At 63.0% G+C, this 22,910-nt stretch carries 26 protein-coding genes; 13 read left to right on the forward strand and 13 right to left on the reverse strand.

Going from position 1 to position 22,910, the window contains the following annotated elements; all coding sequences use genetic code 11:
• Nucleotides 1–20: 20 nt before the first annotated feature.
• The 7 genes from ptsN to NKJ00_RS09650 form a co-directional block, all read right to left on the reverse strand.
• A complete protein-coding gene (gene ptsN / locus NKJ00_RS09620; RefSeq protein WP_111548784.1) occupies nucleotides 21–485 on the reverse strand; it encodes a PTS IIA-like nitrogen regulatory protein PtsN in 465 nt (154 codons plus the stop codon).
• Nucleotides 486–590: 105 nt separating this feature from the next.
• Nucleotides 591–1,175, reverse strand: a complete 585-nt coding sequence (gene hpf / locus NKJ00_RS09625; RefSeq protein WP_013529588.1) for a ribosome hibernation-promoting factor, HPF/YfiA family — start codon at nucleotides 1,173–1,175, stop codon at nucleotides 591–593.
• A 263-nt stretch (nucleotides 1,176–1,438) separates the two neighbouring features.
• Nucleotides 1,439–2,965, reverse strand: a complete 1,527-nt coding sequence (gene rpoN / locus NKJ00_RS09630) for an RNA polymerase factor sigma-54 (protein ID WP_128303209.1) — start codon at nucleotides 2,963–2,965, stop codon at nucleotides 1,439–1,441.
• Between the two features lie 323 nt (nucleotides 2,966–3,288).
• The gene (gene lptB / locus NKJ00_RS09635; protein WP_013529586.1) at nucleotides 3,289–4,107 is read right to left on the reverse strand and encodes an LPS export ABC transporter ATP-binding protein; all 819 of its coding nucleotides are present in this window, start codon (nucleotides 4,105–4,107) and stop codon (nucleotides 3,289–3,291) included.
• Nucleotides 4,107–4,688 carry an LptA/OstA family protein gene (locus tag NKJ00_RS09640; RefSeq protein ID WP_023812537.1) on the reverse strand — a complete coding sequence of 194 codons (582 nt, stop codon included), beginning with the start codon at nucleotides 4,686–4,688 and terminating at the stop codon, nucleotides 4,107–4,109. The genes lptB and NKJ00_RS09640 overlap by 1 nt, the downstream gene beginning before the upstream one ends.
• On the reverse strand, nucleotides 4,675–5,388 hold the full coding sequence (lptC, locus tag NKJ00_RS09645) for an LPS export ABC transporter periplasmic protein LptC (RefSeq protein WP_128303210.1): 714 nt from the start codon (nucleotides 5,386–5,388) through the stop codon (nucleotides 4,675–4,677). Before lptC ends, NKJ00_RS09640 begins: the two co-directional genes overlap by 14 nt.
• Before the next feature lie 336 nt (nucleotides 5,389–5,724).
• Entirely contained in the window at nucleotides 5,725–5,919 is a 195-nt protein-coding gene (locus tag NKJ00_RS09650) for a hypothetical protein (RefSeq protein ID WP_127296383.1), read from the reverse strand.
• A gap of 167 nt (nucleotides 5,920–6,086) precedes the next feature.
• Between NKJ00_RS09650 and sppA the strand changes: the two genes are divergently transcribed.
• The 4 genes from sppA to lhpI all read left to right on the forward strand — a co-directional run bounded on the left by sppA (nucleotide 6,087) and on the right by lhpI (nucleotide 8,850).
• Entirely contained in the window at nucleotides 6,087–7,043 is a 957-nt protein-coding gene (gene sppA / locus NKJ00_RS09655) for a signal peptide peptidase SppA (protein WP_023812535.1), read from the forward strand.
• Between the two features lie 82 nt (nucleotides 7,044–7,125).
• The gene (locus NKJ00_RS09660) at nucleotides 7,126–7,410 is read left to right on the forward strand and encodes an integration host factor subunit beta (RefSeq protein ID WP_006200394.1); all 285 of its coding nucleotides are present in this window, start codon (nucleotides 7,126–7,128) and stop codon (nucleotides 7,408–7,410) included.
• Between the two features lie 56 nt (nucleotides 7,411–7,466).
• Nucleotides 7,467–7,847 (forward strand): LapA family protein, encoded by a 381-nt coding sequence (locus tag NKJ00_RS09665; RefSeq protein WP_023812534.1) that lies wholly within the window; start codon nucleotides 7,467–7,469, stop codon nucleotides 7,845–7,847.
• 37 nt (nucleotides 7,848–7,884) lie between these two features.
• A complete protein-coding gene (lhpI, locus tag NKJ00_RS09670) occupies nucleotides 7,885–8,850 on the forward strand; it encodes a bifunctional Delta(1)-pyrroline-2-carboxylate/Delta(1)-piperideine-2-carboxylate reductase (protein WP_023812533.1) in 966 nt (321 codons plus the stop codon).
• On the opposite strand, the gene NKJ00_RS09675 is transcribed toward lhpI, so the two are convergent.
• The 3 genes from NKJ00_RS09675 to NKJ00_RS09685 all read right to left on the reverse strand — a co-directional run bounded on the left by NKJ00_RS09675 (nucleotide 8,847) and on the right by NKJ00_RS09685 (nucleotide 10,440).
• Entirely contained in the window at nucleotides 8,847–9,284 is a 438-nt protein-coding gene (locus NKJ00_RS09675; protein WP_023812532.1) for an EVE domain-containing protein, read from the reverse strand. The two genes, lhpI and NKJ00_RS09675, sit on opposite strands and share 4 nt — an antisense overlap.
• Nucleotides 9,281–9,676, reverse strand: coding sequence for a VOC family protein (locus NKJ00_RS09680; protein ID WP_128303211.1), 396 nt, complete (start codon nucleotides 9,674–9,676; stop codon nucleotides 9,281–9,283). Before NKJ00_RS09680 ends, NKJ00_RS09675 begins: the two co-directional genes overlap by 4 nt.
• Nucleotides 9,677–9,750: 74 nt before the next feature.
• Nucleotides 9,751–10,440, reverse strand: coding sequence for a helix-turn-helix transcriptional regulator (locus NKJ00_RS09685; RefSeq protein WP_352629563.1), 690 nt, complete (start codon nucleotides 10,438–10,440; stop codon nucleotides 9,751–9,753).
• 135 nt (nucleotides 10,441–10,575) lie between these two features.
• On the opposite strand from NKJ00_RS09685, the gene NKJ00_RS09690 reads away from it, so the two are divergent.
• The 6 genes from NKJ00_RS09690 (at nucleotide 10,576) to olsB (ending at nucleotide 17,578) form a co-directional block, all read left to right on the forward strand.
• The gene (locus NKJ00_RS09690; protein ID WP_352440855.1) at nucleotides 10,576–11,670 is read left to right on the forward strand and encodes an RsmD family RNA methyltransferase; all 1,095 of its coding nucleotides are present in this window, start codon (nucleotides 10,576–10,578) and stop codon (nucleotides 11,668–11,670) included.
• Nucleotides 11,667–12,524 (forward strand): TrmH family RNA methyltransferase, encoded by an 858-nt coding sequence (locus tag NKJ00_RS09695; RefSeq protein WP_352629564.1) that lies wholly within the window; start codon nucleotides 11,667–11,669, stop codon nucleotides 12,522–12,524. The genes NKJ00_RS09690 and NKJ00_RS09695 overlap by 4 nt, the downstream gene beginning before the upstream one ends.
• Nucleotides 12,525–12,537: 13 nt before the next feature.
• Nucleotides 12,538–13,080, forward strand: a complete 543-nt coding sequence (gene lspA, locus NKJ00_RS09700; protein WP_352629566.1) for a signal peptidase II — start codon at nucleotides 12,538–12,540, stop codon at nucleotides 13,078–13,080.
• Between the two features lie 57 nt (nucleotides 13,081–13,137).
• Nucleotides 13,138–14,127 carry an acrylyl-CoA reductase (NADPH) gene (gene acuI / locus NKJ00_RS09705; RefSeq protein ID WP_352629567.1) on the forward strand — a complete coding sequence of 330 codons (990 nt, stop codon included), beginning with the start codon at nucleotides 13,138–13,140 and terminating at the stop codon, nucleotides 14,125–14,127.
• 136 nt (nucleotides 14,128–14,263) lie between these two features.
• Nucleotides 14,264–16,522 carry a response regulator gene (locus NKJ00_RS09710; RefSeq protein ID WP_352440854.1) on the forward strand — a complete coding sequence of 753 codons (2,259 nt, stop codon included), beginning with the start codon at nucleotides 14,264–14,266 and terminating at the stop codon, nucleotides 16,520–16,522.
• Between the two features lie 180 nt (nucleotides 16,523–16,702).
• Nucleotides 16,703–17,578 (forward strand): l-ornithine N(alpha)-acyltransferase, encoded by an 876-nt coding sequence (gene olsB / locus NKJ00_RS09715; protein WP_352629609.1) that lies wholly within the window; start codon nucleotides 16,703–16,705, stop codon nucleotides 17,576–17,578.
• Nucleotides 17,579–17,720: 142 nt separating this feature from the next.
• Here olsB and NKJ00_RS09720 read toward each other — a convergent pair whose 3' ends face one another.
• Both NKJ00_RS09720 and grpE read right to left on the reverse strand, forming a co-directional pair.
• On the reverse strand, nucleotides 17,721–18,353 hold the full coding sequence (locus tag NKJ00_RS09720; RefSeq protein ID WP_352440853.1) for a trimeric intracellular cation channel family protein: 633 nt from the start codon (nucleotides 18,351–18,353) through the stop codon (nucleotides 17,721–17,723).
• A 120-nt stretch (nucleotides 18,354–18,473) separates the two neighbouring features.
• Nucleotides 18,474–19,109 carry a nucleotide exchange factor GrpE gene (gene grpE / locus NKJ00_RS09725; protein ID WP_127296395.1) on the reverse strand — a complete coding sequence of 212 codons (636 nt, stop codon included), beginning with the start codon at nucleotides 19,107–19,109 and terminating at the stop codon, nucleotides 18,474–18,476.
• A gap of 239 nt (nucleotides 19,110–19,348) precedes the next feature.
• Between grpE and NKJ00_RS09730 the strand changes: the two genes are divergently transcribed.
• The 3 genes from NKJ00_RS09730 to NKJ00_RS09740 all read left to right on the forward strand — a co-directional run bounded on the left by NKJ00_RS09730 (nucleotide 19,349) and on the right by NKJ00_RS09740 (nucleotide 21,175).
• Entirely contained in the window at nucleotides 19,349–19,549 is a 201-nt protein-coding gene (locus NKJ00_RS09730) for a hypothetical protein (RefSeq protein ID WP_352610170.1), read from the forward strand.
• A gap of 97 nt (nucleotides 19,550–19,646) precedes the next feature.
• Nucleotides 19,647–20,024, forward strand: coding sequence for a hypothetical protein (locus NKJ00_RS09735; protein ID WP_023812522.1), 378 nt, complete (start codon nucleotides 19,647–19,649; stop codon nucleotides 20,022–20,024).
• Nucleotides 20,025–20,152: 128 nt separating this feature from the next.
• Entirely contained in the window at nucleotides 20,153–21,175 is a 1,023-nt protein-coding gene (locus NKJ00_RS09740) for a fatty acid desaturase (protein WP_023812521.1), read from the forward strand.
• A gap of 117 nt (nucleotides 21,176–21,292) precedes the next feature.
• On the opposite strand, the gene NKJ00_RS09745 is transcribed toward NKJ00_RS09740, so the two are convergent.
• On the reverse strand, nucleotides 21,293–22,897 hold the full coding sequence (locus NKJ00_RS09745; protein ID WP_352629568.1) for a GMC family oxidoreductase: 1,605 nt from the start codon (nucleotides 22,895–22,897) through the stop codon (nucleotides 21,293–21,295).
• Nucleotides 22,898–22,910 lie beyond the last annotated feature (13 nt).

The raw sequence follows: 22,910 nt of genomic DNA on the forward strand, positions 1-22,910 counted from the left end.
GGCGATATCATTCTCGAAATTCAGGCCGCGTGCGAAGCCTGGGTGTCCGATAAAAGCGCGTGGATAGCCGTGGCGTCGCGCGTACCCCTGATCTTGGCCACCGTGTCGGCATCGCGCAGGACCCGCGCGATGCGCGACAGTGCCTTGAGGTGGTCGGCGCCCGCCCCTTCCGGCGCCAATAGCAGAAACACCAGATCGACGGGCTGATCATCCAGCGATTCGAAATCGACAGGCGTCTCCAGCCGGGCGAAAACACCTGCGATGCGCTTCACGCCGGCCAGCTTGCCGTGCGGAATGGCGATGCCGTTGCCGACGCCGGTCGAACCCAGCCGCTCACGCTGCAAGATGGTGTCGAACACCTCCCGCTCCGGAATGCCGGAAATCGCCGCTGCCCGTTCGGACAGCAATTGCAGCAGCTGCTTCTTGGAGTTCGCCTTCAACGCCGGCAGTATCGCCGGAACGTTGATAAGATCGCTCAGATCCATGCTTGAAAATCCCTTGTTCGCCTGCCGTCACCAGTCCCCACCCCTCGTGCGGCCGGCTCTTATCCCAGTGCGACCGTGGTCGTCACGTCCGTGCGACCATTGTCGTCACGCTTGCGCGACCTTGGTCGTCGACGGGTCGATCCAGCCGATATTTCCATCGGGTCGGCGATAGACGATGTTGAGATGGTCGGTTCCCGCATTGCGGAAGACAAAGACCGGGCTGTCCTTGGTGTCGAGCTCGATGACCGCCGACGCCACCGACATGGTCTTCAGCGTCATGGTTGATTCGGCGACGATGGCCGGCGCGAAATTCTCCGGAATGTCCTCGTCGTCATCGGCAAGCGGCGCCATCACCGTGTAGGCTATGTCGGTCGGCTGGCCGTTGGCGGCGCCCGAATTGTGCGATTTCAGCCGGCGCTTGTAGCGCCTCAGGCGGGTTTCCAGACGATCCGCCGCGGCCTCGAAGGCCAATGTCGGATCCTGGGCATCGCCGGTGGCCTGCAGCGAAGCGCCGGAATCCAGCCGGATCATGCAGTCCGCCGAATAGCGCGAGCCCGATTTGATGACCGTGACATGTCCGGCAAAGCCGCGATCGAAATATTTGCCGATCGCTTCGCCGACGCGATCATTGATGCGTGTCCGAAACGCATCGCCGATGTCCATGTGTTTTCCCGATATGCGCAGATTCATCTGAAAACTGACCTTCCTGCTCAGGCTTCAAACTGGCCCGAGTTTATACTCGTGATCCGTGCGCACAAGCTTTGCGGCGTCACTTGCGCCGATTTTAAATCCAAACTTTCCGGTTGATCACAAGCCGCCCTTTGACCGTCCCGAGGCCAACGTCGTGACGGACCATCCGCATGCGGGCATCTAGCCCGTCTCATGCGGGCGGGCTTCTAGCCACTTCACCGCGGCTTGTCAATGAAGTGCCGGCCTGTGGAAAATCGACCCGCTCAGCGCCCGGCGCTGGCCATCGCCCGTTTCTCGCGTCGGCGCTGCACCGAAGAGGGGATATTCATGCCTTCCCGGTACTTGGCGACCGTACGCCTTGCAATGTCGACGCCACTTTCACGCAACATGTCGACGATTGCGTCGTCGGAAAGCACGTCGACGGGTTTTTCCTCGTCGATCAACTGCTTGATGCGGTCACGCACGGCTTCCGAGGAATGCGCATCGCCGCCGCCCGAGGCGGCGATCGAGGCGGTGAAGAAATACCGGAGCTCGAACACGCCGCGCGGCGTCAGCATGTATTTGTTGGCTGTGACCCGGCTGACCGTCGATTCGTGCATGCCGATGGCGTCGGCCACCGTGCGCAGATTGAGCGGCTTCAGCTGCCGCACGCCATGGACGAGGAAGGCATCCTGCTGGCGAACGATTTCCGAGGCGACCTTGAGGATGGTCTTTGCCCGCTGGTCGAGGCTGCGCGTCAGCCAGTTTGCATTCTGCAGGCATTCGGCCAGAAAATCCTTTTCCGCCTGGTTCTTGGCCTGCGGTGAGACCTGGGCGAAATAGATATGGTCGACCAAAACCCGCGGCAGCGTTTCGGCATTGAGCTCGACCGTCCAGCTGCCGTCATTGGCCGCGCGCACCTCGACATCGGCGACGATCGCGTCGCTGGCGCCGCCCGAAAACGCCATGCCCGGCCGGGGATCGAGCGCCCGGATCTCCGCCAGCATGTCGAGCAGATCCTCCTCGTCGACACCGCAGATCCGTTTCAATGCGTGAAAATCACGCCGTGCCAGGAGTTCGAGATTGGCGACCAGCGCCTTCATCGCCGGATCGAGCCGGTTGCGCACCGCAAGTTGCAGCGACAGGCATTCGGCTAGGTCGCGGGCAAACAGGCCGGCCGGCTCGAAGGTCTGACACACCGCCAGCACCTTCGCGACGGCGGCGGCATCCGCACCGAGACGAACGGCGATCTCGGCCAGGTCGGCACGCAGATAGCCGCTCTCGTCAAGGCCGTCGGCGAGTTCGGCGGCGATCAGCCGTGCAGCCGGATCGGCGAAGGCTAGCGCCACCTGTTCACCGACATGGTCGCGCAGCGTGATCACAGCAGTCGCCATATCGCCCGCATCAAACCACTCGGATGAGGAACCCGCGCCATTGCCCGAAGCCGACTTCCATTGTGCCGTCAGGTCGGGACCGAGCCGCTCGCTGGTGCCCGGGTCGTCGGGAAACAGGTTTTCCAGCGACGTGTCGAGCTTGTCCGAGATCGCCTCGGCGCTCCACTGCGTCTCGTTTTCGAACCAGTCGCCTTCGGCGGTGGCTTGCGGCTCCGCCTCGATCTTCTGCGCCTGGTCGCTGGCGGCATCGTCCTGCGGCTCGGCGCGTTCCAGCAGCGGATTGCGCTCGATTTCCTCGTCGATGAAATGCTCAAGCTCGACATGGGTGAACTGCAGCAGCCGAATCGACTGCATCAGCTGCGGCGTCATCACCAGCGACTGCGATTGTCGTAGCTGTAGTTTGGCCGCCAACGCCATGGTTCGGTTTCAAACGCCTCGTCTACGCATCCCGACTTCCGGGCAAGAATTTTGCAGCCGGCCATAAAAACTGGCCCGGCTTTTGCTTGTCAAGGCAATTGGTAGCAAAACGCGCTTACCGGAGCGTTATCCCGGAGCAAAATCGAGAAAAAAGCGCCGCGCGAACCGCAAAAATCGTGTCAGGAAACAAATTTCACGCTCAGAGCAATTCCAGGAAAAGTGTGAAACGGTTTTCCCGGAAAAGCGCATAGCGCTTTCCCTTGGGAATTGCGTCAAGACGAAAAGACGGAGGGGATTGGCGTTTTCCATGAACGACGAACCGTTCAGAGCGTAAAACCCTCGCCGAGGTAAAGTCGCCGCACATCCGGGTTTGCCACCACTTCGTCGGCCCTGCCATGGGTCAGCACCTGGCCGGCATGGATGATGTAGGCGCGGTCGATCAGGCCGAGCGTTTCGCGCACATTATGATCTGTGATGAGGACGCCGATGCCGCGCGCTGTCAGGTGGCGCACCAGTTGCTGGATATCGGCGACAGCGATCGGATCGATGCCGGCGAAAGGCTCGTCGAGCAGCATGTAGGCCGGACGCGTCGCCAGCGCTCGCGCGATTTCCAGGCGTCGCCGCTCGCCGCCCGAAAGCGACATGGATGGCGCCTTGCGCAGATGGCTGATGTGGAATTCCTCGAGCAGTTCGTCGAGATTGCGCTCGCGCACCTTGCGGTCCTTTTCGACCACTTCCAGCACCGCGCGGATATTCTGCTCGACATTGAGCCCACGGAAAATCGACGCTTCCTGCGGCAGATAGCCGATGCCGAGGCGTGCGCGACGGTACATCGGCATCGACGTGACGTCGAAGCCGTCGATCTCGATCGTGCCTTCATCCACCGGCACGAGGCCGGTAACCATGTAGAAACAGGTCGTCTTGCCGGCGCCGTTGGGGCCGAGCAGTCCAACGGCCTCGCCGGCGCGCACGCCGATGGTGACGCCGCTGACGACCTTGCGGCCCTTGTAGCTCTTGGTCAGCCCCTTGGCGATCAGGGTTCCCTTGAACTTTCCCGCATCGACGGTCACCGTGGCCGGCGCCGAAAGCTTGCCGGCGGCCCGTCCCGGAAGACGCGCCGTCAACGACGACAGGCTGGCCATCAGGGGTTCGTCGCTCCCGATTTCGGCGGCGGCGTGATCGACATCTGGACGCGTTGCCCAGCACATGGATCCACCTGAGCCAGTCCGCTTTTCATCTGCACCGTAAGCTTGCAGCCCACCAGAACATTGTCGTTTTGCGACAGAACGACCTTTTTGCCCGAAAGCACCAGCACCTGGCTCTTCATATCGAAGCTGCCTTGATCGCCGGTCGCGACCTGCGCATCCGACTTGATGTAAACCTTGTCGGAGATCTCCAGGTGATCGATGTTGGCCGAGCCCGTCATCGCCGCACCCGCGGCCTCCGTGCCCTTGGCAGCGGCGTTGGGGTCCTTGACGTAGTAGACCGTCATCTTGCCGGCCTTCATCAATGTCGGCCCCTGGACGACGCTGACATTGCCCGTGAAGATGGCGACACTGTCGGCCTGGCGGACTTCCAGCTTGTCGCTCTCGATCTGGATCGGCTTGTCGCCGGACAGTTTGAGGCCTGATTGACTGGTCGTCTGCGCCCATGACGGCACGAGTCCGAGCAGCAGCAACGCTGAAGTTGCAGCCGCGAGCCGCGTCGAACTACTGAGCCGCATTGGTTTCTCCGCTGTTTCCCTGTGCCGCCTTCAAGGCGGCGGAATCGATGTTGACGCGCACTTTGTTCTCGAAAACCAGAACCTTGCCATTGTCCTGGACCGACATCGTATCCGCCGTGATCCGCGACCCGCCACGGCTAACATCGACAGGATCTCCCGTCTTCATAGTGCCTTTGCCCATGTCGAGGAAGACCGATTTGAACTTGGCCTGCATGCCGTCGGTCGTGGTGATCGTCACGTCGCTGGTCAGGTTCATCGTATTGCCGTCGCGATCGTAGGTGCCGTGCGAGGCCTTGACCGCCGCCACATTGTCGGGCGCGATCGGCACCTTGGCGTCGATGCCTTCCAACTCGATGATACCTTGCGTGCTGACATCCTGAATGGCACGCAGCGCCGTCATCGAATAAGGCTGCTTCTGCTTGGTGAAACCGTTGAGCTTGGGATTGGCCATCACCAGCTTGCCGTTGGAAAAGGCAGTGCCTTCCGCCTGAACCTTCACGGCGACGGGTGCGGCGAGATAGGAATAGACCGGGAAAGCGACCGCTATCAGTGCCGCGGCCACTGGCACGGCAAATTTGAGAACGCGCACGCGGCGCGAATGACGCTGTGCACGGTCGAAAGCATCGCCGCGCGTCCGGCCGTCCGCCGGGGGAGCCAACACCGCCTCGGCGTTGGTTGGTTCAATAGGTCGCGCTAACATTCACTGCTTTCTTCTAACCCTGCCCGCCCTTGAGCACCGCCTATAGGTGGGACGCCGGCGCTTTCAAGCAAGCACAAGCCCACGAAAACTGCAAAAGTGTGACAACCGCCTTTGTACAGACGAAAACGAAGTCCGCACAACTGCGTGTTCTCCATAGCAGAAACAGACACGCGGCGTAAAATTTATCAGCGCCTGTCTCGCCGCCCGACCTCGCGGTAATTGCCCAAAAACGTGAGGGGAGATGTCGGATGCCCCGCCTGGCCAGCCTGGCCGATCGTGTATGCGGCGTTGCCGATCACGTCGGCGGGACGCTTTTGGCTTTAGATCCGGTCGGCGTCAGGCCGCCTTCCTCTGTATGAGACCAACAAGAACGGTGCGCATTCCCGAATACGATGGGCTGCCAATTTTCACTTCCCAATCAGTGTTGCGTTTCCGAGGGTGCTTCACATTACGCAACGCTTGGCGGAATGTGTTCGGGTCGACGCCTACAGTTCGAGCCATATCTTCGGCGGTTGTGTGTTTGGCGATCATGAAATCTCCTATGCCTTTTGCCGGTATATAGGGCGTTTGCGCAACTCGGCCAAAGGATTAGCCGTTTGCGCAAACTTCAGACTGAGACACTGCCGGAAAGAGAACTGCTTCCCGATGAGAGGATCATGGTCTAAAAGCGTCCCCTTCCGCCGACTGAAAGGCTGACCATGGCACTGAGAGCCGACGACCTGATCGACCGCCGCCGTTTGCGGCGCAAGCTGACATTCTGGCGCGTTGTCGCCATAGGCATCGTAGCCCTTGGGGTGATTGCGCTTTCAACCTGGTTCTATGGCGACGATTTCGGCGGCTCGACGGTCGACCATATTGCCAAGGTCAAGATCGAAGGCACGATCACCGAGGACGAGGAACTGATCAAGCGCCTGGAAACCATCCGTCTTTCATCGAAGGTGAAAGGGGTGATCCTGTCGATCGATTCGCCTGGCGGCACCACCGTTGGCGGTGAATCGATCTATGAAGAAGTGCGCAAGCTGGCCGCCGACAAGCCGGTGGTGGCGGAAGTCGGCACGCTCGCCGCATCGGCGGGCTATATGATCGCCAGTGCCGCCGATCACATCGTTGCCCGCAAGACCTCGATCGTCGGCTCGATCGGCGTGCTGATCCAGTATCCCGACGTCAGCGGCCTGATGGACAAGCTCGGCGTCAAGCTGGAGGAGGTGAAATCCTCGCCGCTGAAAGCCGCGCCCTCTCCCTTCAAGCCGACCAATGACGACGAGCGCGCCATGGTTCGCAAACTCATCCTCGACAGTTACAACTGGTTCGTCGACATCGTCGCCGAACGCCGCAAGATGACCCGCGAACAAGCGCTGGCGCTTGCCGACGGCTCGATATTCACCGGGCGCCAAGGCGTTGCCAACGGGCTGATCGACGCCGTCGGCGGCGAGGCCGTAGCGGTCGACTGGCTGGCCACCAAGGGCGTCGATGCCAAGCTCAAGGTCGTCGAGTGGAAGGATACCGAACGGCGCGGCAGCTTCCTGTTCTCGAAAGCGATGGCGCAAACCATCGGCAGTGCGCTCGGCCTGCCCGCCTACAGCGGCGACGTCATCCATGAACTCGGAGCCGACCGCTTGTTTCTTGACGGTCTCGTTTCCGTCTGGCACCCTTGAGACGCCGTTTGGGGCAAGTGAAAAAAGCAAATAAAATCATCCTCATAATTTTGACCGCACTGCTTTCACGGGGACCCGTCTCATGATCAAGTCCGAACTTGTGCAGATTATTGCCACGCGCAATCCGCATCTTTTCCTGCGCGACGTCGAAAACATCGTCGGCGCCATCTTCGATGAAATCACCGACGCCCTTGCCGAAGGCAACCGGGTCGAGTTGCGTGGCTTCGGCGCTTTTTCGGTGAAAAATCGTCCCGCCCGCACCGGCCGCAATCCGCGCACAGGCGAATCCGTCGAGGTCGAGGAGAAATGGGTGCCGTTCTTCAAGACTGGTAAGGAACTGCGTGAAAGGCTGAACGGCGGCAAGTAGGCGCGACGTCAGCGCCTGACGGCCTTCGGACAGGCCAGCTTCCGACGGAAAACATCATGTTCAATCGCTTCATGCTCATCGCGATCTTCGTGCCCCTGGCGATCATCCTGATCGCACTCGCCGTTGCCAACCGCGAACTGGTCGCCTTCACGCTGGATCCGTTCAACCCCGGCAATCCGAAGCTGACCCTGACTTTGCCGCTGTTCATCTTCCTGTTCCTGGCACTCGCCATCGGCATGATCGTCGGCAGCCTGGCAACCTGGGTCAAGCAGGGCCGCTATCGCAAGCTGGCGCGCCAGCGCGGCGTCGAGGCCGAGAACCTGCGCCAGGCGGTCAGCCGTGCGCCGGCGGTATCACAAAGCCAGGCTCCGGGAACGGCCCCAGGCTCCGCCCACGGGTCCGCCCAAGGGTCCGCATTGCCGAAGCCGACCGCTTGAACCGCCTGTTGGCGGTTTTGTCCCCACGGAGTTTTGCATGCTGACCATTTCGGCCGCAGAGGTTGACCATGCCCTGAGCTTTGCCAGGCTGGTCGAGACGCTGCGCATGGCGTTTCGCGACGGTGCGGTGCAGCCGGTCAGGCATCATCATACGATCGAGCGGCCAGATGGTGCCGCCTCCACCCTGCTTTTGATGCCGGCCTGGACCGATCTCAACGCGGCCGGCACGTCGGCCGGCGGTCACGTCGGCGTCAAGATCGTTACCGTGTCCCCCGACAACAATGCCATCGGCAAGCCGGCGGTGATGGGGCTCTATCTCCTGCTCAATGGCGCCACCGGCGAACCCGAGGCCTTGATCGACGGCCAGCGGCTGACACAGTGGCGCACCGCCTGCGCTTCGGCGCTCGCGGCCTCCTATCTCGCCCGCGACGATGCCTCGCGGCTGCTGGTGGTCGGCGCCGGCGCGCTGTCGCCCTTCCTCGCCAAGGCGCACTCGGCCGTACGGCCGATCAAGACCATCCGCATCTGGAACCGCACTCCGGCCAATGCCGAGAAAGTCGCCGCCGACCTGCGCGCCGAGGGTTTTGCAGCCAGCGCGGCGAGCGATCTCGATGCCGAGCTTGGGCAGGCCGACATCGTCTCCTCGGCGACGATCACCACCACGCCGTTGATCAAGGGTGCGCTGTTGCAGCCGGGAACCCATGTCGACCTGGTCGGAGGCTTTACGCCGACGATGCGCGAGAGCGATGACGACGCGATCAGGCTTGCCCGCGTCTATGTCGACACCCGCGCCGGCGCCACCAAGGAAGCCGGCGACATCGTCCAGCCGCTGGCCTCCGGCGTGCTGAAGCCGGAAACCATCGTCGCCGATCTGCACGAATTGGCGCGCGGGCAGAAGAAGGGTCGCGAGAGCGCCGGTGAGATCACGCTGTTCAAGTCGGTCGGCGCGGCGCTCGAGGATCTTGCCGCCGGCATTGCCGTCTACAAGGCGATGAAGACTTAATTCGCTGCCGCAGCCGTTTTGGCGCCCATCGCCTCTGCGATCAGAGCAAAATCGGCCGCGCTGACCGAAAACAGGCCAAAGCGAAGCTGATAACCCCAGTTCGACTTGCCGACGGTGAATTCGAGCTTGTCGAGCAGCGGCTTGATCGGCGCTTCCTCGGCCTTAGCCCACGCAACATCGCGGCGGAACGGCGTGAAGCCGGCGCCCATATCGCCCTGATAGGGCCCGCCTTCCCGCACCGTGCCGATCGCGGTGAAGGCCTGCAGGCCATCTTTCTCGCCCAAAACAGTGGTCGGCGAATAGTAGACGATGCCATCGCCTGGCTTGACGCGACGCAGCGGTGCCGCCTTGCCGTGATTGACCTGCATGAAGCCGGCTGCGCGACCCCGCCGGACATGTTCGGCCGATGCCACCGCGATCCAATACGCGCTCATTTCTGGTCACCATCGGCTTGTGCGCCGTCGGACAGCCAATAGACGCGCAGGCGATGATTGTCGGGATCGAGCGCGACAAAAGTACGGCCGAAATCCATGTCGGTCGGCGTCTGCAGGATTGTCAGCCCGCGCCCGGACCAGTCGGCATGGGCGGCATCGACCGCATCGGGCGTATCCAGCGCAAACACGATTTCGGCGCCACCGCCTGACGTGGCGGCTGCCGGCTCCACCGTATGGCGCGACCACAGGCCGAACTTGAAGCCGGCATCGAGCACGAACAGCACGAAGGTCGGCGAACTTTCGACCGGCTGACGGCCGAGCAGCGCGCTGTAGAAGGCGCCGCTCTGCTGCGGCTGGTCGACATAGAGGATGACGAAATTCGGGGTGGTCATGTCTGCTCTCCAAGGTTCAGCGTTTCGACTTGGCGAACATAGGATGCGCTACTGTCAGTTTCTGGCAGTAGCCGTCACGAACCACGCGACGTGTCGAGCGTTGCCCGCCATTCCTTGAGCAGCGCCTGGCGACGATGGGGATAGCGCGTATCTGTTGCATGGAGTTCGGTAATGCGATCGGTGCGAAAATGCCGGAAATCGTGCCGCATCTCGCACCACGCCACCACCACCCGCACCTTGTCGAAGAAGCCCAGCGCAAATGGCCACACGACACGCTCGGACGCAGCGCCGCCAGCGTCGCGGTAAAGAAAGCCGAGCTTGCGCTCGTTGCGGATGGCCTGCCGTACGAGGCCAAGGTCGATGGTCTCGATGGCCATGGCGGGAGGGCCGACCATCAGTGTGCTCGCGTCGAGATCCTCGCGCAGATCGTCCGGCAGGACAGCCGCGATCTTGGCCAACGCGTTGGCAGCGGCGGCCGAAAGACGCTGGTCCGGCTGCTTGGCGACCCAGCGCGAGCCGAGCACGATGGCTTCGATCTCCTCGTCGCTGAACATCAGCGGCGGCAGCATGAAGCCGGGCTTGAGCACATAACCGACACCCGCCTCGCCCTCGATCGGCGCGCCCTGGCCCTGCAGCGTGGCGATGTCGCGGTAGAGCGTGCGGATCGAAATCCCGAGTTCATCGGCCAGCGCTTGCCCGCTCACCGGCCGGCGATGCCGGCGCAGGCACTGGATCAGGTCGAGCAGGCGTTCGGAGCGGGACATCCGGTAGATTTGCCTGTTTCTTTGACATTGGTCCATCGCGGCCAACCTGAACCGGAGAGGCCGACCTGTCGGACTTGGTTGCGAAGCCGGTTGCCCTATGTCAAAAGCGGCCACCCCGTTCGGAGTTGCCCCCGCTTGAAGTCTTTTCGCGACAAACGCCGCGACAACCGTCCACATCCATCCGCGAAGGGTGCGGCGGACGTGTCGCGTCCGCGTCCCGGCCAGGCTCCCGCCAGACCGGAAGCGCCACCGCGCGAGCGCCATGAGGCGAAGACGGAAAGTCGTTCCGAACCGAACTCGGCGCCGCGCATCCTGGCCCGCCGCGAAGGCGCTCTGCCCGCCGAACATCTTCCCGTGATCCTGGAAGTGGCGCCCAATGCCGATTATGCGCTCCTCGACAGCGGCACCGGCCAAAAGCTCGAACAATATGGCCCCTACCGTATCGTACGGCCCGAGGGCCAGGCGATCTGGCAAAAGGCCTTGCCGGCAAAGGAATGGGAGCGCGCCGACGCCGTCTTCACCGGCGACACCGACGAGGAGGGTATCGGCCGCTGGCGTTTTCCCAAGCTGCCACTCGGCGAGACCTGGCCGATGAAGCATGACGGCATCGACTATCTCGGCCGTTTCACCTCGTTTCGTCATGTCGGCGTCTTTCCCGAGCAGGCCTCCCATTGGGATCACATGGCCGGGCTGATCGCGGCGGCGAAGCGGCCGGTCAAGGTGCTGAACCTGTTCGGCTATACCGGTCTCGCCTCATTGGTGGCGGCTCGCGCCGGGGCCGAGGTCACCCATGTCGATGCCTCGAAGAAGGCAATTGGCTGGGCCCGTGAAAACCAGGAGATGGCCGGCCTCGGCAGCAAGCCGATCCGCTGGATCGTCGACGACGCGGTCAAATTCGCCGAGCGCGAGGAGCGTCGCGGCAGCCGCTACGACATCATCCTGTTCGACCCGCCGGCCTATGGCCGTGGCCCCAAGGGCGAGGTCTGGCAATTGTTCGAGGACCTGCCTGATTTGACCGAACTTTGCCGGGCGATCCTGACGCCGAAGCCGCTTGCCGTGGTGCTGACCGCCTATTCCATCCGCGCCTCCTTCTTCGCCATCCACGCCTTGATGCGCGATACGTTTGCCGGCATGGGCGGCAAGATGGAATCGGGTGAGCTGATCATCCGTGAAAAGTCCGCCGGCCGGGCGCTCTCGACCTCACTGTTTTCGCGTTGGGTGGCTGAATGAACGAGCGGCATGCAGGCGCACCTGGCCAGGTGAAGGAGGTCACCAGCCTCGCCAATCCGCTGGTCAAGGACATCAAGGCGCTCGCGCAGAAGAAATTCCGCGACCAGCAGAACGCCTTCATGGCCGAAGGGTTGAAGCTGGTTATCGATGCGCTCGATCTCGGCTGGCAGATCAGGACGTTAGTTTTCGCCAAGGCAGGGCGCGGCAATGCGGCGGTGGAGAAGGTGGCCGCACGCACGGTTGCCGCAGGCGGCATGGTGCTAGAAGTGTCGGAAAAGGTGCTGGTCGCCATCACCCGCCGCGACAATCCGCAAATGGTGGTGGGCGTCTTTTCGCAGAAATTCCTCGCCTTGAAGGATGTGCGCGCCGACAATGGCGACGTCTGGGTGGCGCTCGATCGGGTACGCGATCCCGGCAATCTCGGCACCGTCATCCGCACCGTCGATGCCGTCGGCGCCAAAGGCGTCATCCTGGTCGGCGATACCACTGATCCATTCTCCGTGGAAACGGTGCGCGCCACCATGGGTTCGATCTTTGCCGTGCCGGTAGCCAAGGCGACGACCGAGGCTTTCCTTGTCTGGCGAGGCGGCTTCTCAGGCCTCGTCGCCGGAACCCACCTGAAAGGCGCCGTCGACTACCGCTCGGTCGATTTTTCCCGCGGGCCCGTGCTGCTGATGATGGGCAACGAGCAGCAGGGGCTGCCCGAAAGCCTGGCTGCGAGCTGCGACAGGCTGCTCAGGATTCCGCAAGCGGGCCGTGCCGATTCGCTCAATCTGGCCGTCGCCACCGGCATCATGCTGTTCGAGATCCGGCGCGGCGCGCTGAAGCTCGAGCCAATCCTGGACCAGCAATGAAGGTTGCCTGCCCGTGAGATCATGGACTCCCTACGCACTGCTCGTCCTCGCGGCCATCGCGCTCGACCAGTGGATAAAGTACCTGGTCGAGGCCGATCTGCCTTTTCAGGAAAAGGTTGATCTGCTGCCCTTCCTGGCGCTGTTCCGCACCTACAATACCGGCATCGCCTTCTCGATGTTCTCGTCCTTCGGCGACACCGGGCTGATCGTCATCTCGCTCGCGGTCGTTGCCTTCGTGCTGTTCCTGGCGACGCGGATCGCGCCGTCCCAGATCCTTGCCCGCACCGGCTTTGCGCTGATCGTCGGCGGCGCGCTCGGCAACCTGATCGACCGCGCCGTCTACGGCCACGTCATCGACTACATCCTGTTCCACACGCCGGTCTGGTCGTTCGCCGTCTTCAACCTTGCCGACGCCTTCATCTCGGTGGGCGCGGCACTGGTCGTCTTCGACGAGCTGTTCGGCTGGCGGCGCGAGCCCGGGCCGTCCAACGCCAAGCCTTCCAAAGCCATGCCTTCCAAGGCCAAGTCTTCGAAGGCCAAGTCTTCGAAGGATTGACCCCGTGCCGCCATCGCCGCACAGTTCATGTCGCCAAACACGATCGCGGAGAAAGACATGTCCGAAACCTTCAAAGCCATCCTCGTTTCGCGTGACGCCGAGAAAAAGCAGTCGGTAACCGTGACCGATCTCACCGACGCCGACCTGATGGAAGGCGATGTCACCATCGCGGTCGAGGCAACGACGGTGAACTACAAGGATGGTTTGGCGATCACAGGCAAGGCGCCGGTGATCCGCCGCTGGCCGCTGGTGCCGGGCATCGATTTCGCCGGCACCGTCATCTCGTCTTCCCATCCCGACTGGCGCGCCGGTGACAAAGCCATCCTGAACGGCTGGGGCGTCGGCGAAACCCATTTCGGCGCCTATGCTGGCCGCGCCCGTGTCAAAGGCGACTGGCTGGTGCCGCTGCCGCAGGGCATCAGCCCGCATGACGCGATGGCCGTCGGCACCGCAGGCTATACCGCCATGCTCTGCGTCATGGCCCTGGAGCGGCACGGCATCCTGCCCGATCGCGGCCCGGTGGTGGTGACGGGGGCGGCCGGCGGTGTCGGCTCGGTCGCGGTCTCGATCCTGTCCAGCCTCGGCTACCATGTCATTGCTTCCACCGGCCGCAATGCCGAAAGCCCCTATCTGATCGACCTTGGCGCCGCCGAGGTGATATCGCGCGAGGAGCTTGCCCAGCCGGCCAAGCCGCTGGCCAAGGAGCGCTGGGCCGGCGGCATCGACGCAGTTGGCAGCCACACGCTGGCCAATGTGCTCTCGATGACCTCCTATGGCGGCGCGGTCGCCGCCTGCGGCCTGGCCGGCGGCATGGACCTGCCGACCAGCGTCGCGCCCTTCATCCTGCGCGGCGTCTCATTGCTCGGCATCGATTCAGTGATGGCGCCGAAAGCAGTCCGCCTCGAGGCATGGCGCCGCATCGGCACCGACCTCGATCTTCAGAAGCTCGCCAGCCTGTCCAGCACCATCGGGTTCGACGGCATCGTCGATGCCGCGCGCGACATCGTCGACGGCAAGATCCGCGGCCGCGTCGTCGTGGATATGTGACTCCGCCCAACTGCCGGAAGGATGGAATCGCCAGATCTGCGGCAAACCCGCCGCGCCTCGGCAAAAAGCGCTCATCCGCTAAAATTCGAACGATCCGCCGCAATTTTCCATAATCTCTGTCTGGCAAGGATTTCGCATGATCGCGGAATCCGGCAGCCAACAGGCGGACACTGGCGACGACGTCGATGCGGTGCTCCCGCCGCTGGTGCCCGAGCCGGAATTCTCCAGGCGCGAAAGCCTGCCCTTTCTGACATTCGTCGCCATCGTGGTGGTGGCCGGGCTGGCGCATCTGACCGGGGCACCAATCTTCATTAGCGTCGCATTGCTGGCAACCGGTCTTGCCGGTCTTGCCCTGCATCTGCGCGCCAGGCGGAGCGAACATCGCACCTCTGCCCTTCTTGACGAAACCACTGCCCGCAGCCGCGCCGAGATCGAGACGCTGGCCGACCGCATGTGGGAGATGCAGGAGAGCGATGAGCGCTTTCGCGGCCTGATCGACGCGCTTGGCGATCTCGTCATCCATCGCGACCGCGATGGCTACATCGTCTATGCCAACAAGGTCTTCGCCGATCTCGTCGAGATCGACCAGCGCGACCTTGCCGGCAAGACCCTTGCAGAACTCGGCATCGAGGTCGGCATGGTTCCCGATGCCGCCTTTTCCGACCATGAGTGTCTGAGTTCCACCGATGTCTCTATCAGCACGCCGAGCGGGCAGCGCTGGTTCTCCTGGATCGAACTGTCGGTGCGCGACAAGGACAGCGGCGCGGTTTCGCACCGCGCCATCGCCCGCGACATCACCGCCCGCAAACGCGCCGAATCCTCGCTGATCACCGCACGCGAACGGGCCGAATATGCCAGCCAGGCCAAATCGCGCTTCCTCGCCACCGTCAGCCATGAAATCCGCACCCCGATGAACGGCATCATGGGGATGGCCAGGTTGCTGGCCGACACCAGCCTGTCGCCGGAGCAGCAAACCTATGTCGGCGCCGTCTCGACCTCGGCCAGCGCATTGCTTGCCCTGATCGAGGATCTTCTCGACTATTCCAAGATCGAAGCCGGGCGTTTCGACCCCGAGCCGCAGCCGATGTCGGTGCGCGAGATCGCCGACAACATCATCGAATTGCTGGCAGCGCGGGCTTTCGCCAAGGATATCGGGCTGGGTTGCCATGTCGAACCCGACGTGCCGCAATTGATCACCGCCGATCCGGGCAAGGTCAGGCAGGTGCTTCTCAACCTCATCGGCAACGCCATCAAGTTCACCGACAGCGGCGGCGTGCTGGTGAGCATAGCACGCGCACGCACCGAAACCAGCGACCGCATATGCTTCACCATCGCCGATACCGGTCCGGGCCTGCGTGATGCCGACCTGGAGCGCATTTTCGAGGAGTTCGAGCAGGCCGACGGCACGTCGACACGCACACATGGCGGGGCCGGCCTCGGCCTTGCCATCTCCAGACGCCTGGTGGCCGCCATGGGCGGCACGATCTCGGTATCCAGCCGGCTCGGCCAGGGATCCGAGTTCGTCTTCGAAATCCCTGCGATAGCGGCCACCGAAGCGCCGCAGGGCCACCAGAATGCTCTCTCGGGCAGACGCGCGGTGATCCTGTCGAAGAACGCCGTCGAGGCCGACGCCATCGCCCGCACCATCCGCGCCAATGGCGGCGCGGTCGACATCGCCACCACTGCCGCACAGGCCGCGCCTTTCGCCGCCGGCTGCGATGCGATCCTGGTCGATGCAGCGATGGAAGAAGGCGACGGAAGGCTGCTCAAGCGCCTGCGCCAAAGCGGTTTCTCCGACTGTGAGGCGATCACGCTGATCGCGCCGACCGATCGCGGCATGCTTGGCGAGTTCCGAGCCAGCGGCTACGCAACCTTCCTGGCCAGACCGGTGCGTGGCGGAACACTTCTGCGTGTGCTGTTGAGCAGCCATGCTCCGAGCCTCGGCCCGCCGCAGCCGGAAAGGCGCGGCGCGCCGACGCTGCGCGCCATCGGCAACCGCCAGCGCGGCCTGTCGGTGCTGATCGCCGAGGACAATGACATCAACGCCATGCTGGCCCGCGCCACGCTGCTGAAGGCCGGGCATCGCGTCAAGGTGGTCGGCAACGGCAAGGCCGCCGTCGAGGCTGTCACCGGCGCCGCGCACAAGGACCGCTTCGACGTGGTCTTGATGGATCTCCACATGCCGGTCATGGACGGGCTGGACGCGATTGCCGCCATCCGCCGCCATGAGGAAGAAAGTGCAGTGCGGCCGGTGCCGATCATGGTGCTGTCGGCCGACAGCCAGGAAAAGACCCGTCATGCGGTGTTGGCCCATGGCGCCAGCGGCTTTGTCACCAAGCCGCTCGACCCCGAGGCGCTGGTCAATGCCGTCGAGGGGCAGGTCGTCGCGGCCTGAGCTTTCCACCGCCATTCGGCACGGGCGATCACTTAAACGTAGCCGGTTGATCGTATTCGCCAGCCGACGAAGTATTGCCCATGACGTCGTATCACGGTACTGTCACAATCCTGTTGCACCTACACCGTATCCCCGTGCCAAGAGGGATGGCTCGAAGGAGAATCACTCGTGCATACAGTTATGCCGGAATGTGACACTCGGCCGAACGCCAGCAGCGCCTTGCTTGCCGGACGTAACGTCGATTCCGTCATAAAGGGCGCTGCGCTGGGCCGTATAGGCAATCTTGAAGTGCGGCTCGCTCGCAACGAGGCCGAGATCGCGGCCGCGCAGGAAGTGCGCTACCGGGTGTTCTACGACGAACTTGGCGCCAGGAAGGACCTGTTCCAGGCCCATGACCGCCGGGACACCGATCGGTTCGATCCGCTCTGCGACCATCTGCTGGTTTTGGACACCACGCTTTCCGGTCCCGAACATCGCCGCATCGTCGGCACATATCGGCTGCTGCGGCAAGAAATCGCGGCCACGGCCGGTGGCTTCTATTCCGAAGGTGAATTCGAGCTGACCAAGCTCATCGCCCGCCACCCCGGCCAGCGCTTCCTTGAACTCGGCCGCTCCTGCGTGTTGCCGGAATACCGCTCGAAGCGCACCATCGAGGCGTTGTGGCAAGGCATCTGGGCTTACATCAACCATTACGAAATCGGTGTGATGACCGGCTGCGCGTCCTTTCACGGCACCGTGCCGGCGGCGCATGCCGAGGCGCTCACCTACCTAGCCCACCACTGCCGGACGAACTCGGCCTGGGACGTGCGCGCGGTGTCCGGGCGCTATTGCTCGATGGATCTGATGCCGATCGAGGCCGTCAATGCCAAGGCGGCGATCGCCGCGATGCCGCCTTTGGTCAAGGGCTATCTGCGCGTCGGTGCCCGCATCGGCGATGGTTGCGTCATCGATCGCGAATTCTCGACGGTCGATGTGTTCGTCGTGATGCCGGTCAAGGAGATCGGCGCACGCTACGTCAACTATTATGGCGGCGAAGCCCAGCGCTTCGCGGCGTGAGATTGAGTAGGCAGTAGGCAGTAGTGATGACGCCACGATTAAGCTCCTGTGACTACTGATTATTCCCTATTCCCTATTCCCTATTCCCTATTCCCTATTCCCTATTCCCTATTCCCTATTCCCCATTCCCTATTCCCTCTCTTCACGGAATATCTTCCGGCCGCCTGCCGGGTCGGCTCTTGTAGGACGGAAACGACCAGCCGAATTTGAGCGCACCACCGCGCACGAGGAACGCCGCCGCAAAACCGGCGAGGTCCGAGGCGAGCGGCGGCAGTCCGGCAAGTTCGCCAAGCGTGTAAAGGCCGGCACCCGCAAGGGCCGCCGTAACGTAGATTTCGGGCCTGAGCAGCACCGATGGCTCGCCGGCGAGGAGATCACGCAGAATGCCGCCGAAAGTGGCGGTGAGCACGCCGGTGATGACGGAGACGACCGGCGAACCGGTAATCGCAAGCCCCTTGGCCGCGCCCATCACCGAAAAAGCGGCGAGCCCGACGGCGTCGAGCCAGAGCAGCCATTTCCAGCGCGATTCGACACGATGCGCGCTGAAGAAGACCAGCACCGCAACCGCGGCGCAGACCAGCACATAGCCGGAGTTGGCGACCCAGAAAACCGGCAGGTTGAGGATAACGTCGCGAAGCGTGCCACCTCCTATCCCGGTGACGCTGGCCAGGAACAGGAAGCCGATAATGTCGAGTTGCTTACGCGAAGCCGCCAGCGCCCCGGTCGCCGCGAAGACGGCGACACCGGCATAATCAAGAAGCGCGATAGGGTTCATGAGGCCAAGGCAGTAGGGATTAGGGATTTAGGGATTAGGCAGTATGAATAGCACGAAGCCGCGCGAAGATACGACTGCCCTAGTTTCCTACTGCCTACTGCCTACTGCCTATTCCCTGCCTCACGCATCTTTCTCAGCCTGTTCGTTCACCGGCCCCGGCTCAACCGGTGCTTCAGCGGCGACGAACTTTGGCCCGCCCTTGGCGACGCCCACCATGGCCGGGCGCAGCACGCGGTCGCCGATCGAATAGCCCGGCTGCACGACCTGGACCACGGTGTTGGCCGGGACATCCGGATTGGGCACTTCGAACATCGCCTGGTGGAAATTGGGATCGAACTTCTCGCCTTCAGGCGCGAGCTTCTTGACCCCATGCCGTTCCAGCGCCGACAGCATGGCGCGCTCGGTGAGGTCGACGCCTTCGATCAGCGCCTTGAAGCCGGCGTCACCCGATGCCTTGGCCTCGGCGGGAATCGCATCCAGCGCGCGGCGCAGATTGTCCGACACCGACAACATGTCGCGGGCGAAATTCGCGACCGCGTAGGTGCGCGCATCGTGCACATCGCGCGCCGTGCGGCGACGCAGGTTTTCCATCTCGGCCGCCACGCGCAGCGCGCGGTCCTTCAGCTCTTCATTTTCCTTCAGCAGCCGCACAAGGGCTTCATAATCACCGTCGGTGCTGCCTTCCGTGCGCTCGGCTGTGGGCTCGGTCGCCTCGACTTCATCGGGCGCGCGTTCGTCTTTTGCCTGGTCGCTCATCGCCGTTTCCCGTCAATCTCGAATGATGTGGATTTTGTGCCCGATATCGATGTTTGGCGGCCAAAAATCAAGGGGTAAGCGACTATGGAAGCCGCCGGCCAAGGCGGGACAATGACAGGCAAGACATTTCGACTTTAATTCAAATTTTACCTTAACCGCCGGCTTTGCTTGCCACACAGGCATGATGGGGGAACCATTCTCTTGCTGCAGGAGTTTCGAAGCCGAGACAGGATTTTGAGATGATGACCCGCAACATGGGCGAACAGACAGAGGGGCTGGCCATCGAGATCAGGCGCCAGTTCGGCGCCGAGGCGGTGACCCGCTTTCTGCGCACCTTGCCGGCCTTCCGCACCGAGGCCGACATCCCCGACCGGCTCAGAGAACTGCTCGACCGCCTCGATGGGGCGGAGCGCGGTGACATCGGCTGGCGCCGGCCGTAACGCAACAATCGATCTTGGCAGCAAACCTCCTATAGGCAATAGCCGGGGAGAGCCGAACCATCTAAGGATAGATGGGTTGGTTCAAATGGAGGACGTAATGCGCAAGGTTTCGATTACCTCATCGCTGATGGCGCTTGTCGGCCTCGGCGCCATAACTTTGGCGGCCTTTCCGGCACAAGCAGACAATCTGCAGCTGCAATTGGGCAAACATGGCCCGCGGCTGAAGCTCATGGAAGATTGCGACCCCGCCTACGACGATTGCGAAGGTCCCCGTCGCGACGATCGGCGCGACCGGCGTCAACGAGGCTGCACGGAAGACCGGGCTCTCGACAAGGCAGAGCGAATGGGCATCCGCCGCGCAAGAATTGAGTCCATCGGCCGCCGGGAGATCACGGTCCGCGGCAGACAGGGTGGCGACCGCGTGCGCGTGACTTTTGGCACCGAGCGCGGCTGTCCTATCCTCGATCGCGAATAGCGGTCGACGTCATCAGCAGGTTGAGCTGGCGGTTGGCTGGCTCGACCGCCAAGCCACGCGACAATTACGCACAGTAATTTTGCGTGATGTTGCCTTGCGGCGGCGAGGCACCGCGCCTATGCTTCCTGATGAACATGATTTCCCCTGAGGCGGTGGCCAACAGCAAGCGCGCCTGGCTGAAGATTCTCGCCCGCTACAAGAAGCCCGACAGGCGGCGCAGCGCCGTCGAACTCGCCATCACCCTCATTCCATTCGCCATACTCTGGGGACTGTCCTCGGCGGCCTATGCCTATGGCCATTGGTGGGGACTGGTCCTCATCCTTCCCGCGGCCGGGTTTCTGGTGCGCATCTTCATGATCCAGCACGACTGCGGCCACGGCTCCTTCTTCGCCAATCGCTACGCCGACGACTGGATTGGCCGCGCGCTCGGCATCCTGACGCTGACGCCCTACGATTGCTGGCGGCGTGCCCACGCGACGCACCACGCCAGCGCCGGCAATCTTGACGAACGCGGCATGGGCGACATCCGGACGCTGACCGTTGCAGAATACCGGCAGATGTCGTGGCGAGGCCGCCTCGCCTACCGTCTCTATCGCCACCCGCTGGTGATGTTCGGGCTCGGTCCGATCTGGCTGTTCATCTTCGAGCAAAGGCTTCCCGTCGGCATGATGCGCGGCGGGCTGACCCCTTGGGTGTCGTCGATGACCACCAATCTTGGCATCGCGGTCGCGGCAGCCATCCTCATCTGGTTCGTCGGCCCAGGCGCTTTCCTGGTGGTCCACCTGCCGATCGTCATCCTCGCCGGTTCGGCCGGCATCTGGCTGTTCTACGTCCAGCACCAGTTCGAGGAAACGGAATGGGCGAAGGATGCCGACTGGGAATTCCAGCACGCTGCCCTGCACGGATCGTCCTATTACGATCTACCGCCGGTGCTGAACTGGCTCACCGGGAACATCGGTGTCCATCACGTCCATCATCTCTCCGCCAAGGTGCCGTGCTACCGGTTGCAGGAAGTGCTGCGGGATTATCCCGAGTTGCGCGACATCGGCCGTGTCACGCTGCTCGAAAGCTTGCGCTGCGTCAAACTGGCATTGTGGGACGAAAACCGCCGCAAGCTGGTGTCGTTCCGCGAGGCACGGGCGGCGGCTTAAGCAATTCCAGGAGAAGTTTGAACGGTTTCCCAGGGAAAGCGCGTAACGTTTTCCCTGGGCAATTGCGTCATAACAAAAGGACCGCCGCGCTATGGGCGCCGCGGCCTGGAGCTCCGATCAGGCAGCCCTGATCATGTCGGCGGCCTTTTCGGCGATCATGATGGTTGGGGCATTGGTGTTGCCACCAATCAGTGTCGGCATCACCGAGGCGTCCACGACACGCAAGGCTTCAAGCCCGCGCACCTTGAGTTGCGGATCGACCACCGCCATCTCGTCGACCCCCATCCGACAGGAGCCGACCGGGTGATAGACTGTGTCGGCGCGGGTACGGATATGGGTCATCAGATCGGCATCGCTCGGCTCGCCGGCGATGTGCATTTCCTTGTGCCGGTAGCGCGTCAGCGCCGGCGAAGCCAGCACCTGCCGGGTGATCCTCACGCCTTTCAGCAGCAGTTCCGCATCGCGCTGGTCGCCGAGAAAGCGCGGATCGATGCGTGGCGCGGCAAATGGATCGGCGCTGGCCAGCCCAACCTCGCCACGTGAGTGCGGCCGCAATATGCAGACATGACAGGAAAAACCGAAGCCGTAGTGCAGCGTGCGCGCATGGTTTTCGACCAGGCCGATGACGAATTGCAGCTGCAGGTCAGGGCGTTCAAGCGCCGGGTCGGATTTGACGAAAGCGCCGCTCTCGGCCGCCGGCGAGGCGATCAGCCCGGTTCCATCCCGGCGCCACTGCGCGATGTGCCTAAGGAAACCCAACGCGCCGCGCGGGCTCATGCCAAGCATATCGGTGTCCTTCGATCTCCAGCCGACGATGAAATCGAGGTGATCCTGCAGGTTCTTGCCGACGCCCGGCAATTCGTGGACGACGGGAATGCCATGCACGGCAAGTTCGGCCGCCGGGCCGATACCCGATAGCAACAGAAGCTGCGGCGAACCGAAGGCACCGCCACAGAGGATCACCTCGCGCGACGCCTGTGCCACTGTCTCGCCTTTGCGTGTCCGGTAGCGGATGCCGGTGGCGCGCTTGCCGTCAAGGACGATGCCTGTGGCGTGCGCCCGCGTGACCACGGTCAGATTGGTCCGCTGCATCACCGGATGGAGATAGGCGGCGGCAGTCGAACAGCGCTCGCCATTACGGGCGCCACCGGCAAACTGGGTCACCTGGAAATAGCCGGCGCCCTCTTGTTCCGGTCCGTTGAAATCGTCCGAGGCGCGAATCTGGTTTTCGGCACAAGCCTCTATGAAGGCCTTGGCGATCGGCCTCGGCGAGCGCTGGTTCGACACTTTCAGCGGGCCGTCCCCGCCATGCAACGCATCAGTGCCGCGCTCATTGCCCTCGGCGCGCCGGAAATAGGGCAGCACCTCATCCCACGACCAGCCCTCGCAGCCTAGATTTGCCCATTCGTCATAGTCGCTGCGATGGCCCCTGACATAGAGCATTGCATTGATGGCGCTGGAGCCGCCCAGCGCCTTGCCGCGCGGCTGGTAGCCCTTGCGGCCGCCAAGACCTTGCTGCGGCACGGTCTCGAAGGCCCAGTTGTTGATCCTGGGCCGGCCGGAAAGCATGCCGATAATGCCAGCAGGAGCGCGGATCAGCATATCCCTGCCCTCGCCGCCAGCTTCGATCAGGCAGACCGTTTTCGATGGATCTTCCGAAAGCCGCGCGGCAAGCGCACAGCCGGCGGACCCACCGCCGGCTATGACATAGTCGTAACGCATGAAGACCCCTCCC

This window comes from Mesorhizobium sp. M0227, from assembly GCF_040321855.1.
Classification (GTDB): domain Bacteria; phylum Pseudomonadota; class Alphaproteobacteria; order Rhizobiales; family Rhizobiaceae; genus Mesorhizobium.

What these genes read in the sequence shown, in the direction of transcription:
- NKJ00_RS09710 (WP_352440854.1), top strand. Translation starts at nt 14,264, where the DNA reads ATGATCGCGGAATCCGGCAGCCAACAGGCGGACACTGGCGACGACGTC.
- NKJ00_RS09640 (WP_023812537.1), bottom strand. Translation starts at nt 4,688, where the DNA reads ATGCGGCTCAGTAGTTCGACGCGGCTCGCGGCTGCAACTTCAGCGTTG.
- acuI (WP_352629567.1), top strand. Translation starts at nt 13,138, where the DNA reads ATGTCCGAAACCTTCAAAGCCATCCTCGTTTCGCGTGACGCCGAGAAA.
- hpf (WP_013529588.1), bottom strand. Translation starts at nt 1,175, where the DNA reads ATGAATCTGCGCATATCGGGAAAACACATGGACATCGGCGATGCGTTT.
- NKJ00_RS09740 (WP_023812521.1), top strand. Translation starts at nt 20,153, where the DNA reads ATGAACATGATTTCCCCTGAGGCGGTGGCCAACAGCAAGCGCGCCTGG.
- lhpI (WP_023812533.1), top strand. Translation starts at nt 7,885, where the DNA reads ATGCTGACCATTTCGGCCGCAGAGGTTGACCATGCCCTGAGCTTTGCC.
- NKJ00_RS09675 (WP_023812532.1), bottom strand. Translation starts at nt 9,284, where the DNA reads ATGAGCGCGTATTGGATCGCGGTGGCATCGGCCGAACATGTCCGGCGG.
- NKJ00_RS09685 (WP_352629563.1), bottom strand. Translation starts at nt 10,440, where the DNA reads ATGTCCCGCTCCGAACGCCTGCTCGACCTGATCCAGTGCCTGCGCCGG.
- NKJ00_RS09695 (WP_352629564.1), top strand. Translation starts at nt 11,667, where the DNA reads ATGAACGAGCGGCATGCAGGCGCACCTGGCCAGGTGAAGGAGGTCACC.
- sppA (WP_023812535.1), top strand. Translation starts at nt 6,087, where the DNA reads ATGGCACTGAGAGCCGACGACCTGATCGACCGCCGCCGTTTGCGGCGC.
- rpoN (WP_128303209.1), bottom strand. Translation starts at nt 2,965, where the DNA reads ATGGCGTTGGCGGCCAAACTACAGCTACGACAATCGCAGTCGCTGGTG.
- NKJ00_RS09745 (WP_352629568.1), bottom strand. Translation starts at nt 22,897, where the DNA reads ATGCGTTACGACTATGTCATAGCCGGCGGTGGGTCCGCCGGCTGTGCG.
- NKJ00_RS09665 (WP_023812534.1), top strand. Translation starts at nt 7,467, where the DNA reads ATGTTCAATCGCTTCATGCTCATCGCGATCTTCGTGCCCCTGGCGATC.
- lptC (WP_128303210.1), bottom strand. Translation starts at nt 5,388, where the DNA reads ATGTTAGCGCGACCTATTGAACCAACCAACGCCGAGGCGGTGTTGGCT.
- NKJ00_RS09720 (WP_352440853.1), bottom strand. Translation starts at nt 18,353, where the DNA reads ATGAACCCTATCGCGCTTCTTGATTATGCCGGTGTCGCCGTCTTCGCG.
- NKJ00_RS09660 (WP_006200394.1), top strand. Translation starts at nt 7,126, where the DNA reads ATGATCAAGTCCGAACTTGTGCAGATTATTGCCACGCGCAATCCGCAT.
- olsB (WP_352629609.1), top strand. Translation starts at nt 16,703, where the DNA reads ATGCCGGAATGTGACACTCGGCCGAACGCCAGCAGCGCCTTGCTTGCC.
- NKJ00_RS09680 (WP_128303211.1), bottom strand. Translation starts at nt 9,676, where the DNA reads ATGACCACCCCGAATTTCGTCATCCTCTATGTCGACCAGCCGCAGCAG.
- grpE (WP_127296395.1), bottom strand. Translation starts at nt 19,109, where the DNA reads ATGAGCGACCAGGCAAAAGACGAACGCGCGCCCGATGAAGTCGAGGCG.
- NKJ00_RS09650 (WP_127296383.1), bottom strand. Translation starts at nt 5,919, where the DNA reads ATGATCGCCAAACACACAACCGCCGAAGATATGGCTCGAACTGTAGGC.
- ptsN (WP_111548784.1), bottom strand. Translation starts at nt 485, where the DNA reads ATGGATCTGAGCGATCTTATCAACGTTCCGGCGATACTGCCGGCGTTG.
- NKJ00_RS09735 (WP_023812522.1), top strand. Translation starts at nt 19,647, where the DNA reads ATGCGCAAGGTTTCGATTACCTCATCGCTGATGGCGCTTGTCGGCCTC.
- NKJ00_RS09730 (WP_352610170.1), top strand. Translation starts at nt 19,349, where the DNA reads ATGATGACCCGCAACATGGGCGAACAGACAGAGGGGCTGGCCATCGAG.
- lptB (WP_013529586.1), bottom strand. Translation starts at nt 4,107, where the DNA reads ATGGCCAGCCTGTCGTCGTTGACGGCGCGTCTTCCGGGACGGGCCGCC.